Here is a 14,581-nt window from a genome sequence, read left to right as displayed (position 1 = left end):
CTGTAGGAAGTCTGAATTTTTAGAATTTGACGCTGAAAATATGCAGATTGTTATTAAAAGTATAGTTTATTTTCCAGCCATTAAGTGTGGTGATTTTTTTGATAATCGCCAAACCAAGACCATTTCCTTGAGATGAAGGATTGCTTTTTGAAAAACGGTTAAAAAGTTTTTCATTTTTCAGAGCGCTGCTTTGACCAGTATTTGAAAATACTAACTCATTCTCTAAAGTTCTAATGATAATTTGACCGTCTTTTTTGTTGTGACGTATGGCATTTAGAAATAGATTATTAATTAATACTTCTGTAAGTGCAGGATTTCCGCTTATAGTTAAAGTAGAAGTGAATTCGGTTATAATGCTCAGGTTTTTAGCGTTAGCCTGTTCTGTAAAAAAGTCTAAATGTTTTTTAATATAGTCATTAAGGATGATGGTGTTTTTTTCGAGATAACTTTCGTTGTCTATTTTAGAGAGCAGTAATAAATTTTTATTAAGTCTGTTTAGTCTTGCTACATCTGTATTTAAAGATGAAACTAGTTTAGATTGTTCTTTATCAAGATTGAGCTGCGCAAGCGTATCAATTTTAGTCTGAAATAAAGCTAAAGGAGTTTGAAGCTCATGTGCTGCATTTTCAATAAATTCTCTCTGACTTTTATAAATGGCTGTATTTTTTTCGATAAGTCGATCTAAACTTTTATTAAGACGATCAAATTCATTGATATCAGTAGGGATAAAATGCGGTGGTTTATTTTTATCTATTTCAAAACTCTCAATCTGATTTAATGTATTATAAAAAGGATGCCAAATTTTTGCGGCTGTCATTTTTGAAATCCATATAATACCGCACAAAAGCATAATAATGATAAAAAGGAATATAAGAGCAATACTAAAAAACATTTCTTCCATTTCCAGGACATTCATTCTCTCCGTGTAGGTGTACTTTTTTCCATTTATAGTAACAGGAGCATAAAGCACTCGAAAAGGTTCTTTCTCCTTTGCCACAGAATCATACAGCATTTTTCCAACTATAGAATCCTTTTTTACACCCATATCAGGTACAATCATAACTTCATGGTTGTATTTGTTCCATAAATCAATATCGTTTTGAGTAAAATCTTCATGGATTTCGTTTATAAACGCGCCTTTATGAAAATGCAGCACCTCATCGGTTTCATAAATATAAAGATATTGGCTTATGAAATAAAATAAGGGAGCAGCTATCAATAAAATAACGATAGAGTAGGCTAGAAAGCTGTTAGTTGTTTTGTTAAGTAGTTTTTTATTATTCATTTTCCCATTTATATCCAAGACCATAAATTGTTTTAATGTAATCGCCGCTTCCTGCTTGAGAGAGTTTTTTCTTTAGGTTTTTGATGTGTGCATAAATAAAATCATGATTATCGAGCATATCAGCCATATCTCCAGAAAGATGTTCTGCAATAGCCGATTTGGATAATACTTTATTTTCATTCCCAATTAAAAAAAGAAGCAAATCCAGTTCTTTCTTGGTCAGATCTAATTTTGTGTTATTTACAGCTACAGATTTAGACAATATATCAATAACAATCTCATTGAAAGTTATACTGTTGTTTCCTTTAAAGTTTTTACGGCGTATAAGAGCCTGCATTCGAACGAGAAGTTCTGATAAATGAAAAGGTTTTGTTAGAAAATCATCTGCGCCAAGATTAAAACCTTCCAAACGTGTTTCAAGAGTTTCTTTGGCCGAAATTACAATTACACCATCAGTTTTGTTTTTGCGTTTTAGTTCCCTTAATATGTCAAATCCGTCACCATCTGGAAGCATTAAATCTAGAAGTATGCAGTCGTAATCGTAAGAATCAATTTTGTTAAGCGCCAAATCATAGTTTTCGGCCATTTCGCATTGAATACCGTTGGTTTTAAAATAATTCTTGATGCTTTGAGCAATTTCCAGCTCATCTTCTATAATTAAAATTTTCATGCGACAAGTTTATGCTTAAATTTTGAAGAAAAGTTGAATATTATAAGAATCGGTGTTGTTTTTATGAAAATCTAAGGTAATGTTTTTAGATTAAATAGCAGCAAAAACCTAGTCTGTCAATCCGTTTCATGTAATCACAGGAAGTTTTTTTTTAGATTTTTATAAGCTGAAAATATAGAAATTTGAAAAAGGATAAACACTAAAAAATAGTATTCTGTTTGGATTATGTGATTTGTAATTTTCTGTATTTGTTCAATTAATAAAATAATTAGTGATAACTTGAGTATCTTTTACTTAGCATTTACTAGCTTAGCTGTTACATTAGATAAAATTAGTACGCTTTATGTTGAAAAATAACTTAAGAATAACTCATTTTGTTTTACTGATGAGTTTTTTGAACTTTCTTTTTTTTCATTTACCATTTTATGTTTATGTCTTTAATAACGTTGATTATAAAAGCATGAATGGTATTGTCTTGATTGGAAGTTTAATAGTTTTAATGTTGGTTTTAAATGCGTTTGTTTTTTTCTTGCTATTTTTTATTTCGCATTATATTGGAAAATTTTTATTGGTTTTATTCTTTGTAATCAATTCTACAGCGCTTTATTTTATCAATACTTATAATGTTATCATAGATGAAAGTATGATTGGTAATGTTCTCAATTCCAATTATGAAGAATCGAGCAGTTTTTTTTCGATTAAACTAGTTTTATACATTGTTTTCCTTGGGATAATTCCCAGTATTTATATCATTAAAACGAAAATAATAAATGAAACGTGGAAGAGATTTTTAATCATTTCTTCTCTTACGTTATTGTTTATTGCTGTTTTAATATTTGCAAATGCAAGCAATTGGTTGTGGATTGATAAAAACTCAAAACAATTAGGAGGTCTTGCAATGCCTTGGTCATATTCTGTAAATACGTCACTTTTCTATATCCATAAATACAAAAAGAATCAAAAGGAAATTTTACTGCCAAATGCGGTAATAAAAGACAATCAGAAAGCGATTGTTGTTTTAGTAATAGGAGAATCAGCAAGAAGTGAGAATTTCTCTTTATATGGTTATGAGAAAAACACCAATCCGCTGCTTTCTAGAACACAGAATGTATTTCATTTTAATGCTGTTTCTTGTGCAACTTATACAACTGCTGGCGTAAAATGTATTTTGGAACATACCAGTAGTGATGATATTTATGAGATATTACCCAATTATTTATTCAGAAATAATGTTGAGGTTATCTGGAGAACTACCAATTGGGGAGAACCACCAGTACATATTGAAAAATATCAAAATAGAGATGTTTTAAGAAAGGATTGTATAGGAGCAGAGTGTAATTATGATGAGGTTCTTTTAACTGGATTAAAAGAGCAGATATCGGCTAGTAAGAAAAATAAAATTCTTATCGTATTACACACAAGTACAAGTCACGGACCTGCTTACAGCAAAAAATATCCGTCTCAATTTGAGATTTTTAAACCAGTTTGTAATAGTGTAGAATTAGGAAAATGTTCTCAAAAGGAACTTATCAACGCTTATGACAATACTATAGTTTACACAGATTATATTCTGCATCGTGTAATTGAAGATTTAAAACAATTGAAGGAATATAAAAGTACGATGATTTTTGTTTCGGATCATGGAGAATCTTTAGGAGAAAAAAATCTGTACATGCACGGAGTTCCTATAAGTTTTGCTCCTAAAGAGCAATATGAAATACCTTTTATTGTATGGGTTTCTGATAATTCACGAGAACTGAAGACGAATAAAACACTGACTCAAAACCATGTTTTTCACAGTGTTTTAAACTTTTTAAGTATTGAAAGTCCTATTTATAATGAAGAAATGAATATTTTTAAATAATAACATTTCAAATTGGTTGCAAATTATAATCTGCAACATCATATATAGAATTTCGCAAAAGGCTTTTTGTAAATTTATTTTGCATTCAACAGCGCAAGAAAGAGTTTGTTTTTCACTCAATAGAAAACAGCTTTTTTTATAAATTAATTTAATCATAAAAAGTCGATCAATGAAAAATGAATTCAAAACCCTGAAGAAATTTGTTAAGATTAGTGTTTATATCTTAGCTGTTTCTCTTGTACTGTCATCTTGTAAAAAGAGTGATAATGAAGAAAGGAAAGCTAAGGAGGAAGGCGTTGGAACGGATACAAAAAGTATATTAGATCAGGTAGCGTCTAAAAAAGATCCTGTGATCGAAATACCTGGAACTAATGAAGTTCAAGATCTTGGAGATTATTATGCTGCAAAAACGGCAGGAACACTTGCTTATCAATGGGGTTATGCGCTGCTGAGAATGGAAGAAAGCATGCGATCATATATTGATGTTCCAAATCCAAAACCAGCAACAAGTTATCGTGCTCCTTTAAATCAAATAGGATGGGCGAGGACTTTGCCTACAGATGCTGATGCAGATATGCCAACAGCTAATAACGATACTTTTTATTTAAGCGCCGTTGTAGATCTTCAACAGCCAATGGTTCTAAAAACTCCCGACACAAAAGATCGTTATTATGTGGTCGATGTTTTTGATATGTACCAAAATCTTATCAGTTATATTGGTAGAAGAGAAACAGGTACTAAACCAGGTGCATTTTTAATTGTTCCTCCAAATTGGAAAGGAAATATACCAAAAGGTATTTCTAAAGTAATTTCGCCAGCAACACAAAAAGTTTGGTTATGGGGACGTTTAAATGTAAAACAAGGGGAAGATATGAAACAACTACACGCTTTGCAAGATCAGTTTAAGCTAGTTTCTTTATCCGAATTTAATGGTGGTGCTGCTCCAAAATTAGCATCAAGTTTACCAGCTCTTCCAAATGTGACTGATAAAGATAGTTTAGGATTTTACAAAAAACTAGCTTTTGTTATGGCAAATAATCCAATTCCCGAAGTAGATAAAGCGTTGGTTGGTCAGTTTGAAAAAATTGGTATTATTCCTGGAAAGTTCGATGACTCAAAATTAAATAAAATGCAGCGAAAAGGTTTGTATGATGCAACACTTGAGGCTCCATTGACTATTATTGCATCTGTAAAATCTGCAGCTTCAATTGTAAATGGCTGGCAATGGGTAAATAAATTAGATAATTTTGGTTATGATTATGCTTTACGTTCTATGGTTGCAGGTCCTTATTTGGGCGGACAAGGAGAAAAAGAAGCTTTATATCCTATTAGATATACAGATAGTGAAAATAATGCATTAGACGGAAAAAATACTTATAAGATATCTTTTGATAAAGAACCGCCTGTTAATGCTTTCTGGTCTCTTACAATGTATGACGCTAGTAATAAATTGCTTGTAAAAAATGAACTAAATAGGTATAAAATTAGTAATGATATAAAAGGTTTTGTGAAAAAAGCAGATGGTACATTTGAAATTACGATTTCTAATGCAAAACCAAAGGATACTAATAATTGGCTTCCGGCACCTAAGGGAGGTTTTTATTTGATATTAAGACTTTATCAACCTAGTGATGAAATTTTGAGTGGTAAATACAAGATCCCTCAAGTAGTAAAACAATAAATAAACAGTTTGATAAAAGAAAAAAAAGCATGGTTTCAAGACCATGCTTTTTTTTATATAATTGAGTTGTTTTTAGGGATGTCAATATTAAATCTTTATATTTTAACGATTCAATTTGCTGAAGGAGCTTTTTATAAAAAAGTAATTCCAAAACTTCCGCAAATATCCAAGACTTTCTTCATATCCGGCGGTCCGGCAGGCAGGAGATTTAGCTGCGTAAACATTTCTTCAATTCCCGAAGGTATTATTGTAACAATAGCTTTGGCATTTTGTTCTCCCACGACTTTAAAAGAATGTGGTATTTGCCTTGGCAGAAAAATAGTATCACCCGCTTTTAATACGCTTGTGCTGCCTTCGACAATAAATTCCATTTCTCCTTCAAGTATTCTAAAGACTTCATCTTCATTTGCATGAACGTGCAGTGGTATTCCAACTCCAGGCGGATTATCATTTTCAAATATGGTGAATCTGCCCGCAGTGTCTTTTCCCGAAAGCTTTATCTTTTGAATATCTCCTAAAATATTTTGATGTAAGCCTTCTTCGGCAGTTATGATTTTTGAAGCTGTTGGGGCAGTTTCGTCAATAAGATTATCTTTTGCCATGAGTTTTTTTTAGATTAATTTATAAAATTAATGTTGGATTATTTTTTCACAATTTCAGGTAAAGGCATTTTCCAAATGTTGTTAAGCACATCAGCTTCGGGGCCGTAAATTCTCATAACAAACATGAAGTTTTCATCTTTAGGAGTAGGGAGCCAGTTGCTTTCTTTGTCTTTTCCAGGTGTTGTGTTTTGTAAATAAATAATCAAATCTCCATTAGCTTCATACTTTAATCCTTTAGTTTTGTTACCAATCGAATACCTTTTGATTGAGTTTGGAACAAGAAAACGTTTTGGCAGATTATACATAGTTATACTCCAAAAGTATTTTGCTTTTGGAAGTTGATCCTTGCTGAATTTTATTATGTAATTATTTTTCCCTGTAAGCGGTTGATTGTTTTTATCATTAATACTTCCAGTGTAAACTGCTTCTTCTTTTGTGTTTCCATAAATTCCTGCGGCGGCGGCAACTGCTCTGGTTAAGTAATTGTTTTTAAGTGCTGCACGAGTGCCAAAAAGATTTGCAAAATCGGTAGCATTATTTAAGCTGGATTCCAGTTCTTGTTTTGCTTCTGCAATTCCTTTTTCTATTGCTTTAATAGTTTCTGGCGGATATTTGGAGCTGTCAAAAGGAGTTCCCGGAACAATTCCAATTTTTGCAAAACGGGCTCTAAGTTCTTTTTCACTGCTGTCTTCGCTTGTATATTGTAATAATGAATTTAATACGTTGATAAACTGCGGAGAACTATAATCGCTTTCTTTCCAAACAGGAAGTGGTAAATTGTATTTTTTTACTTTTGGAGCTGCGCTTTGCGTGAATTCATGAAGTGGAATTAACTTATATTGTGCTTGTATTTTTTTAAGATTAGATACATCCGATGGATCATGAAGCTGGGTGCGTCCAACAAGAAAAATTAAATTTGTTTCAGAGCGTAAAACCTTATTAATACCTTTTGGAGTTTCGCCTTTCCAATCAGGTCCAGCGATTAGATATTTCCCAGGATTGTTTCCTGTAGTTCTCGATCCAATATATTCATAATTAAAAGTATATAAATCTACAAACTGCATTACATAATATCTGTCGTTTTCTATTTTTGGAACTTCCATAACAACAGGTTCATCTGAAACATTAATGGCAGCCATAGAATAAGGAGTATCATTGTTTATCGTTATTACCAAAGTATCTGCAGGAGTTGCACTCATCGCAAAACTTTTAAATTTATTGAAACCTGCATATTCTTTCGCTTCTTTATTTATAGCGCTCGCATAAATAGTTTTATAGTTGTAAAAAATAGGATATCCATAAATCCATGCTTCTTTTGCAATAGCGGTTATAGAATCAGCAGATATTGCTGTATCAGTGCTTTCTTTTTGATCGCTTGATGAGTTTTTTTTACAAGCAGTAATTACTAAAAGTGAAATGATTAAAAAAGAAGTTAGATTTTTCATAATCAGGGAATTTGTTTGTAAATAGAATTATTTCCTGATTTTAAAAGTAGAATTTAAAAGAAAAACTTTAATTCTTTTATATACAAATATGGTTGCAACTTATAAGTTGCAACCATATTTGTAGTTTCGAGGATTGTTTTTACTAGACGGATTTAGAAAGACTGCATTTTTTAATGCATAAATCTATAAATCAGTGATTTATGTTTTAAGCCCGTTTAGTTAGGGTATCTTAGTTTGTAATTAACTTAAAAATTTAGTCCCAACAGTATTCAAAATACTGTTTATTACTTGTTTAGTCAGCAAATACAAGGCTGCAATTAGAATAGATCGAATGATGAGTTTATACTTTTTTAAATCAAAGACCGAAAAATATTGATAATAGAAAAATGCTATATACAAAAAGGTTAGTACAGACAATAAAATATTTACTCCAAGAAGAAACTCCTTGTTATCACTAAGAATCATACTAATTGGAAAAATAAGGCTGATTGTCAATACTCCGCATAACAAATACAAATTCAGTACTAAGTTTTCTGTATAATTTTGTTTGCTTTTTTTGAATAATAAGTAACTGACAAAAGCAATAATAGGAATGTGCAAAAAAGCGGTAATTTTTGAGTAGTCTTTTAGAACTTTAAAAAGTCCAGAGACTGCAGTTTTATTAAACAAAGTTGATATGTCAATTTTTGTCCATTTTTTCAGAAAATAATTGATTGTCAGTAAAAGAATTATTGTGGCAAAATAATTAAAGTGTTTTACCCTTTTTCCCTGCACATATTCTCTAATGCTGTGTCCTGGTCTTGAAAACAGTTCTTTTATCGTGTAGAAAAAACCTTTGTCAAAATGAAAGATTCCGTGTATAAAATCATGCTTAATAACGTGAGATAAAGAAAATCTATGTGTTGATGTTGCTTGACTGCAATTGCTGCAAAATTTCGCTGTAGTTTCTTCATTACAATTTAAACAGTTATTTGTCATTGGTTCGTTCTGGTGTTTTTGTCAATTAATGGTTATTCTTTTGTTACGCGTTTCTGGTGGTATTATCGCGAAGATTCTATTTTACTAAACGGCTCACTTTTATACTTCGTGAAAAGCCATTTAGGCTTATTTTGTAAAACTTATTCGCGAATTTAATTAAATTTTAATATTTGATAAATAAAATATTCATGAATAGCGAAATAATTTTAAAGGAATTTCATCTGTGAGAATTTTGATCAAGTCAGCCTAAGAATTAATAAAAACTTATCTTGTAATACCTCTAAAACTATAGATCTGAAATAATAGAAAAACGCTTTGTTTTGCACGATTCCTTTTTTAACTTATCTTCGCGGTTTATACATTTGTGAGTACATTTAGCTCATTTAAAAATTTGGTTTGTGAAAAAACAACATGAAGACGTACAAGACAATCAGCTTAAACGCGGGCTGACTAATCGCCACATTCAATTAATTGCCTTAGGCGGATCAATAGGAACAGGTCTTTTTCTAGGTATTGGTCCAGCGGCCGTATTAGCAGGTCCATCTGTTATTTTAGGATATGCTGTTGCTGGAATTATCGCTTTTTTTATTATGAGACAACTTGGTGAAATGGTTGTTGAAGAGCCTGTATCAGGAAGTTTCAGTCACTTTGCTTATAAGTATTGTGGTTCTTTTGCGGGTTTTGCATCAGGTTGGAATTATTGGATTTTGTATATTTTAGTCAGCATGGCTGAACTTACAGCTATTGGTGTTTATGTGCAGTTTTGGTGGCCCGAAATTCCGCTGTGGGCATCCAGTTTATTTTTCTTCTTGGTTATTAATGCTTTGAATTTTGCTTCTGTAAAAGTTTACGGAGAAACGGAGTTTTGGTTTTCAATCATAAAAGTTGTCGCAATTATTGCAATGATTCTTTTTGGTACTTACTTGCTTATAAGCGGTACAGGAGGAGAAAACGCTTCAATTCATAATCTATATAACGATGGCGGCTTTTTTCCAAAAGGTTTCTTTGAAAAAAATACTGATGGGAGTTTTCAAGGTTTATTAGCTGCAATGGCTTTAATTATGTTCTCTTTTGGAGGTTTAGAACTAATTGGAATTACCGCTGCTGAAGCCGAAAATCCAGAAAAAAACATTCCAAAAGCTACCAATCAAGTTATTTATAGAATCCTGATATTTTATGTTGGTGCATTGGTTATTTTATTTGCTTTGTCACCGTGGAGACAAATTACTACAGACAGCAGTCCGTTTGTAATGGTTTTTCAAAACTTAAACGGAATGGAATTTGAGCTGCTTGGAAATAAAATATATTTTACAAAACTTATAGCCAATGTGCTTAATTTAATTGTATTAACCGCCGCTTTATCAGTATATAACAGCAGTGTATACAGTAATTCAAGAATGTTATTTGGTTTAGCTGATCAGGGCAGTGCACCTAAATTTTTAAAGAAGCTAAACAAACAATCGGTTCCAGTTAATGCCATTTTAATTTCTTCATGCTTTGCTGCAATCTGTATTTTAATAAATAAAGTAATTCCAGAAGAAGCTTTTAGTATTTTAATGTCTTTAGTGGTTTCTTGCTTAGTTATTAACTGGGTTATGATTTCGTATACGCATTTGCAATTTAGACTTGCGAAAGACAAGGAGAACACAAAAACTAAGTTTCCGTCAATATTTTATCCAGTAAGTAATTACATCTGTTTCGTGTTTTTATTGGGAATTTTATCCATCATGTGGATGACAAATATGAAATTGTCTGTAGAATTAATTCCTATTTGGCTGGGTATTCTTTTTGTATTCTACAAAGTTTTTAAAACAAAAAAATAAAGCAGCTTTTACTGCATTATTATAATGTATAGCAATATTATTTAAACACATAAAAACATAGTTATTTCTTTTCTAAAAAAAGAAAATTAAAACAAACTCGTATCTAACACATATAGGTGATATGTTTTGCAAATAAGTGAAATGCTTTTTTTTTTTTTGAGAAGGCAGAGTCTATTTTTCTATGTGTTTAAAAATAATTACAGTCAATGCGTTATTACATCATATTATACCATGAGCAATATATTTTCTGATAACAGCCAAATTGGAGTAGCAGCTAGTTTCTCTGATCTTGTACATACCAATTTCAAAGGAGAAATGAATGCGTTATGCTGGTACAGAAATTTAGATGGTGATTTTAATGAGATTGTAACCAAGTTGTCTTTAAAAGAAAATATAACCGAAGTTTTTCCCGAAGATCTAATAGCTCTCCAACTCTCAGAAAAGGGAAATACAGCAAGAGAAATAATCTTAAATGATCTCAAATTGTTAGCTGATTTTGGAGCTTCGCCTTCGCTTAATTTGCTAAAGTGTTACGAACGTGATGACGAATTTGATTTCATATCTACAGATGTGTATTCGTTTCACGTTGATCGTTCGCCCATTGCAACAGATACTTTTTTATGTACTTATTTCGGCGCAGCAAGTGATATTGTTTCCAATTCGAAAGCAGAGCAAAAAATTCTAATTCCAGAAATTCGAGCCAAGCTAAAAGAACTGCATGATGGACCAGAGGAAGAATTCGAAGACTTTCTAAAAGAAAATTATTTTGATTTACATTATCAATTACATCCCAATGCAGAACCTATTAATTTAGGATTAGGACATCTTTGGCGTCTGGCTGTAGATCATCCAAAACAAGAAGTATTACCTTGTATTCATAGAGCACCAATAGAAAATGATGGAGAATATCGGTTATTGTTGATTTGTTGAGGAAATTGTTCGACAATGCAATAATTTGATGATCAATATATAGTCCTGTAAAAAATCCCATTTATTTAGAAGTGGGATTTTTTTTGCTTTTTAATTTTTAGAACTGACACAATCTAAGAGTACCTTAAAATGGCATTTTTATGACTTTTTATGGATATTCTTTTTTTTATTCTTGTATGCTAAAATTAATACTTATGAAAAAAATGATGAATTTCAAAAAAAGAAATTATGCTTATGCATCTATCTGTGCGAGCATTCTATTTATGTGTGTCTCTTGCAGCTCGGATGATGACGCTCAAGTTGTAACACCTGTACAAACTCCTGGTCAAATAATAACTTCTACAAGATGGCAAACCACTGAAGTTTTTGTAAATGGAGGAATAGAAAACAAAATTGCAGATTATCCTAGCACAGTTAGCGTTTCAACCTGGAGATTAACAGCGGGCGAAACCAATTCAGGTACATTTGAATTTAGAAATGTAAGTGATCCCGAAGGAACGCCAAGAGCACAAGGATCTTTTGAGTTAAAAGATGGTATTCGTATATTAACTTTTCCTAATGGCAGTACTGCATTGGCAACAATGACAAGACTTGATAGTGGAATTAATGAATATACACAATCTCTTCCTGAGCAAGTTAACGGGGTTCCGGTACAACCACAAAATATGGTTATTGTACGTGTAGTACACAAACCGTATCCTTTGAAATAATAATAAAAAATAACTTGTAGTAAATTATTTCAAACTTAATATATCATTTTAACTATTCAGGTAGTTAATTGTATTTAGTTAAGTCGTCTAAATTAATTTTTAGACGGCTTTTTTTTTGATCAATTCAGACTCTCTTAACATTTCTAGAATACCAGCAGAAAATAAAGATGAATATCGATTTAGAGCTATTCTATTGATACTTACTCAAATCCAGACGAAGAATAGTACCAACTTTGCTAAATTCTTCATTAACCTTTGCATTCAGTATTAGTTGTTGATTGTTTATGGGATGATTAAAAATTAACTGATGTGCATGAAGCATCATTCCTTTCAGTTCAAAATTCTCCAGCCATAGTTTATTTTGTTTGTTGCAACCATGCGGACGGCTTCCTAAAATGGGATGAAAAATATGCTTAAAATGTTTTCGTAACTGATGCATACGCCCAGTTTCAGGAATCGCTTCTACCAAACAATATCGAGACGTGGGTTTATTGTTAAGTTTAAGCTCAATTTCCGCATTTTGCAAACGATGAAAGTAGGTTATTGCATTTTGTGTAATGTTATCATCATTTGTTAAATCATAATCAATCGTTTGTTCTTGGGGTGACCAGCCACGTAAAATGGCTAAATATTTTTTTTCGACTTCACGTGTCGCAAAACGATCATTCATAATTTTCAAAACAGCTGTGTCCAGCGCAAATAACAAAACACCAGATGTTTTGCGGTCTAATCGATGAATAGGATAAACGTGTTGCCCTATTTGATTTCTCAGTTCCTGAATGGCATACACTTTTGCATCGCGCGCATAAAATGATTTGTGAACCAACAACCCGCTTGGTTTATTAATGGCAATAATATACTGGTCTTGGTAAAGAATTTCTAACATTTGGCAAAAGTAAAAGAGATTCCGATTTAAATCTCTTTTGAGACTTATTTATTTTCTGATCGCTCGTAAATTCTTTCTGTGCTCTTTCCTAACACTAATAAAAACTGAGTCTACTTTTTTAAATCCGTCAAGATATACTTTGATGGCAAAGATTATAAATCCGAAAGATCGAGTTGTTTACATGCTGCGAAAAAAAAATGTAAATAGGAATAGCCTTTTTTATAGCATGTAACATTTGCAACATCTTCACGACCAATGGTTAGAGAATGATTCAAAATGCTGGATTATTTCAGACTTCACTAAAATAATAATCAAAATGGTCAAGAAAATACCCGCCATAATAGTATTACTATTATTGCTGTTAAGCAATAGTAGTTATTCGCAATTGCAAACGTTAAGTGGAAAAAAGCTGAATTCAGAAGACTTGGATAAGTATATCAAGAAACAAATGGATTCTCTCGCTATGCCGGGTTTGTCGTTTGCACTTATCAATAACGGCAAAGTCGTTTATCACAGATCTTTAGGTGTAACCAGTCTAGAAACCAAATTGAAAGTTAATGATCAGTCGATTTTTGAAGCAGCATCCATGTCTAAAACTGTGTTTGCTTATTTTGTACTTAGAATGGTTGATAAAAAGCTTTTAGATTTAGATACGCCATTATATCGTTATTTACCCTATAAAGACATTGAAAAAGACGAACGTTACAAATTGATCACCGCTCGGATGGTTTTATCGCATACCACTGGATTTCCTAACTGGCGGTATTTTGATAAGCGCGACGAAAACCTTTATAAATACGGTGAATTGTATCTTAAGTTTACTCCCGGAACAGAATTTGCTTATTCTGGCGAAGGTTACCGTTACTTGTCTCTAGTGATTGCTCATTTAAACGGATTATCAATACAGACATTGGATCCGCTCTTTCAAAAAGAGGTTGCTGTACCATTGCATATGAAGCACGCATGGTTTAGTGGTAACAATTACATAAGTAATCATAAAATTACGGGACATGTAAATGGCATGGTCTCTAAAAAGAGTTGGCCCACTTCTTTTCCCGAGCAAGATTCTACTTGGTTCGATGCTGCTGGCGGACTGCATACGGAAGCGCTGGATTTTTCAGCTTTTCTGATTGGTTTGATGAAAGGTAAGGGCATCTCTAAATCTCTTGTGAATGAAATGTTTAATGAACAAGTTGCTTTAGATAAAAAATCACCACATTACCTCGTTAATGGCGATACTGGCTGGGGTTTAGGAATAGCAATTCGACCAGTTTCGTTTGGAACCATATATGAGCATGGAGGTAACAATGGCGACTTCCAGTCGGGCTTTAAGATTAACAGAGCCAATCAAAATGGGTACATTTTTTTTACAAATTGTGACAAAGGTGCTGCGTTCAACAATAAAATAGCCGAGTTACTAATTAATTAGACATTTAAAGTGTTATAGTATACTTTTTTTAATGATCATGCTGACTTTTATCTTTAATAAAAAATAATCAGTTCCGAACAGCAGCTGCGCCAAGAGTTCTTATAGAAAGCTGTATGAATGTCTCCAGATTTAGAACTCATAATCTTGATCAGTTTTCGAGTCTTGTCATCATTTTTTCTCTATTTCCATAGTCAAAGGTCAATTATGTCTCTCATTTTGGAAGGCTGATCATATCATTTTGATAGGATTTATAAATGGCATGATAGTTTTTGTTTTGT

Annotated in this window: 12 protein-coding genes; 6 read left to right on the top strand and 6 right to left on the bottom strand. The window is 32.1% G+C overall.

Translation table 11 applies throughout. The annotated features are described in order from the left end of the window. Positions 1 to 19: 19 nt before the first annotated feature. Together B0A81_RS10020 and B0A81_RS10015 are read right to left on the bottom strand one after the other, a co-directional pair. The gene (locus B0A81_RS10020; protein ID WP_089057891.1) at positions 20 to 1,285 is read right to left on the bottom strand and encodes a sensor histidine kinase; all 1,266 of its coding nucleotides are present in this window, start codon (positions 1,283 to 1,285) and stop codon (positions 20 to 22) included. Beyond that, entirely contained in the window at positions 1,278 to 1,955 is a 678-nt protein-coding gene (locus B0A81_RS10015; protein ID WP_089057890.1) for a response regulator transcription factor, read from the bottom strand. The genes B0A81_RS10020 and B0A81_RS10015 overlap by 8 nt, the downstream gene beginning before the upstream one ends. A 343-nt stretch (positions 1,956 to 2,298) precedes the next feature. Between B0A81_RS10015 and eptA the strand changes: the two genes are divergently transcribed. Both eptA and B0A81_RS10005 read left to right on the top strand, forming a co-directional pair. After that, the gene (gene eptA, locus B0A81_RS10010) at positions 2,299 to 3,819 is read left to right on the top strand and encodes a phosphoethanolamine--lipid A transferase EptA (RefSeq protein WP_089057889.1); all 1,521 of its coding nucleotides are present in this window, start codon (positions 2,299 to 2,301) and stop codon (positions 3,817 to 3,819) included. Between the two features lie 169 nt (positions 3,820 to 3,988). Further along, positions 3,989 to 5,500, top strand: a complete 1,512-nt coding sequence (locus tag B0A81_RS10005) for a DUF1254 domain-containing protein (protein ID WP_089057888.1) — start codon at positions 3,989 to 3,991, stop codon at positions 5,498 to 5,500. Positions 5,501 to 5,631: 131 nt separating this feature from the next. On the opposite strand, the gene B0A81_RS10000 is transcribed toward B0A81_RS10005, so the two are convergent. The 3 genes from B0A81_RS10000 to B0A81_RS09990 all read right to left on the bottom strand — a co-directional run bounded on the left by B0A81_RS10000 (position 5,632) and on the right by B0A81_RS09990 (position 8,525). Beyond that, positions 5,632 to 6,102: a cupin domain-containing protein gene (locus B0A81_RS10000; RefSeq protein ID WP_089057887.1), complete on the bottom strand. Its 471-nt coding sequence runs from the start codon at positions 6,100 to 6,102 to the stop codon at positions 5,632 to 5,634. Positions 6,103 to 6,140: 38 nt separating this feature from the next. Further along, the gene (locus B0A81_RS09995; protein WP_089057886.1) at positions 6,141 to 7,547 is read right to left on the bottom strand and encodes a DUF1254 domain-containing protein; all 1,407 of its coding nucleotides are present in this window, start codon (positions 7,545 to 7,547) and stop codon (positions 6,141 to 6,143) included. A gap of 240 nt (positions 7,548 to 7,787) precedes the next feature. Continuing rightward, on the bottom strand, positions 7,788 to 8,525 hold the full coding sequence (locus tag B0A81_RS09990; protein ID WP_089057885.1) for a DUF3667 domain-containing protein: 738 nt from the start codon (positions 8,523 to 8,525) through the stop codon (positions 7,788 to 7,790). Positions 8,526 to 8,923: 398 nt separating this feature from the next. Here B0A81_RS09990 and B0A81_RS09985 point away from each other — a divergent pair, with 398 nt between their 5' ends. The 3 genes from B0A81_RS09985 (at position 8,924) to B0A81_RS09975 (ending at position 11,988) form a co-directional block, all read left to right on the top strand. Continuing rightward, positions 8,924 to 10,348 (top strand): amino acid permease, encoded by a 1,425-nt coding sequence (locus B0A81_RS09985; RefSeq protein ID WP_089057884.1) that lies wholly within the window; start codon positions 8,924 to 8,926, stop codon positions 10,346 to 10,348. Between the two features lie 231 nt (positions 10,349 to 10,579). Then, on the top strand, positions 10,580 to 11,278 hold the full coding sequence (locus tag B0A81_RS09980; RefSeq protein WP_089057883.1) for a DUF1826 domain-containing protein: 699 nt from the start codon (positions 10,580 to 10,582) through the stop codon (positions 11,276 to 11,278). A gap of 194 nt (positions 11,279 to 11,472) precedes the next feature. Continuing rightward, the gene (locus B0A81_RS09975) at positions 11,473 to 11,988 is read left to right on the top strand and encodes a hypothetical protein (protein ID WP_089057882.1); all 516 of its coding nucleotides are present in this window, start codon (positions 11,473 to 11,475) and stop codon (positions 11,986 to 11,988) included. Between the two features lie 190 nt (positions 11,989 to 12,178). On the opposite strand, the gene B0A81_RS09970 is transcribed toward B0A81_RS09975, so the two are convergent. Beyond that, on the bottom strand, positions 12,179 to 12,874 hold the full coding sequence (locus tag B0A81_RS09970) for a pseudouridine synthase (protein WP_089057881.1): 696 nt from the start codon (positions 12,872 to 12,874) through the stop codon (positions 12,179 to 12,181). 316 nt (positions 12,875 to 13,190) lie between these two features. On the opposite strand from B0A81_RS09970, the gene B0A81_RS09965 reads away from it, so the two are divergent. Then, positions 13,191 to 14,303, top strand: a complete 1,113-nt coding sequence (locus B0A81_RS09965) for a serine hydrolase domain-containing protein (protein WP_123922174.1) — start codon at positions 13,191 to 13,193, stop codon at positions 14,301 to 14,303. Positions 14,304 to 14,581: the final 278 nt, after the last annotated feature.

Origin of the sequence: Flavobacterium plurextorum (assembly GCF_002217395.1) — a bacterium.
Classification (GTDB): Bacteria; Bacteroidota; Bacteroidia; order Flavobacteriales; family Flavobacteriaceae; genus Flavobacterium; species Flavobacterium plurextorum.
Note: the sequence above shows the minus strand (reverse complement) of the source record. Positions and strands in the feature narration are given on the sequence as shown.